Raw genomic sequence first — 1129 nt, forward strand, 5'->3', positions numbered from 1 at the left:
CCGCGTGTCGCGCGGACTGACTCCGGCATTGCGGGAAAGGGTTGTCGGCGCTACCTTCCATAGTCGCATGGACCTGAACGCGTTCGCCGACGCACCGCGAGGTTTTCAGGTGTGGTCCGATGTGCTTCGCCGTAAGCCGGAGGCATGGCTTGCGCTCGACGATGACTTCGAGAACTGGCCGAGTTGGTGTGAAGACCGCCTGGTCCGCACAGACCCGATCCTCGGGATCAGTGCGCCGGGGGCGCTGGCGCAGTTGAAAGAGAAACTGTATGAAATGGACGGGCACGAACCGGACGCCTGTGCTTGATTTCTGTGTCCGTTCACGACCTGCCGGGCTTCTCGGTCATCGTCGTCACGTGGCTGGACAAAGGCGTGCGGCGGGTGCGTCAAGACGCTATTTGCTGTATGAAGCCGCTCGGTCGATCTCGTCGAGATCTTGCGAACGTCGAGCGTCTGTTGCGAATCCACGTCATCAGTTCGCCCTCGACTTCGCGTGATAGCGTCGCCTCGTGTGTCGCGGCCCTATGGGCACGTGGTTGTCGCCGAACCTTCATCTGGACGCCAGATCATGCTCGACTACGAAGAGAAAACAGTCTTGGAGATTGCCGGGTGCACTTGTGATCGTTGCGGGCAAAGAATGACTCCGGTGGATTTTGAGTTTCATGAAAGGCTTTCTGTTCGCTTCCTTGCGGGCTTTGATTCGATCTTCGGCGACGGCAACGTCGTTAGCATTGACCTCTGTCCACGTTGCTTAAAGGAAACGCTCGGCGACTGGCTGCACATTACGCCTCCTGAAGGCATGTAACCATGGGCTAAGTGGTGTCGACAAGGTGTGCAGTGCATGCTGCAGGAAGCTCCTGCAAGCATACGAACTTGATATGCCGACTAACGCGTTATCGCCAATCCCAGATGAGTAAACACGTACCCGAAGATTTTCCTCGAGACGTCACGCCAGCGTCACTGGCGGGCGCTCATCCGAAGCTCGCCGGGCGGCTTATTGACGGCAAATTCGTCGTTGGTCTGACGGAAGAAGAACGGTTCGAGCGGTGGGATATATGTGAGGATCTCGCACAGCAACTGGTTGGAGTTGCACGCAAAGACGCATCCAAGTATCCAGAGAATTCTCGCG

At 57.3% G+C, this 1129-nt stretch carries 2 protein-coding genes; both read left to right on the forward strand.

Features of this window, described 5'->3' with window-relative positions; translation table 11 throughout:
• A partial coding sequence (locus SB822_RS54605) for an HAD domain-containing protein (protein ID WP_410858787.1) occupies nt 1-307 on the forward strand: 307 nt, incomplete at its 5' end.
• Nucleotides 308-568: 261 nt separating this feature from the next.
• A complete protein-coding gene (locus SB822_RS54610; RefSeq protein WP_410858788.1) occupies nt 569-805 on the forward strand; it encodes a hypothetical protein in 237 nt (78 codons plus the stop codon).
• The last annotated feature ends 324 nt before the right edge of the window (nt 806-1129 follow it).

This window comes from Paraburkholderia sp. SIMBA_054 (assembly GCF_046534875.1).
Lineage (GTDB): Bacteria > Pseudomonadota > Gammaproteobacteria > Burkholderiales > Burkholderiaceae > Paraburkholderia > Paraburkholderia hospita.

Bases quoted from the DNA above. Each gene is read 5' to 3' on its own strand.
- SB822_RS54610 (WP_410858788.1), top strand. From the start codon at position 569: ATGCTCGACTACGAAGAGAAAACAGTCTTGGAGATTGCCGGGTGCACT.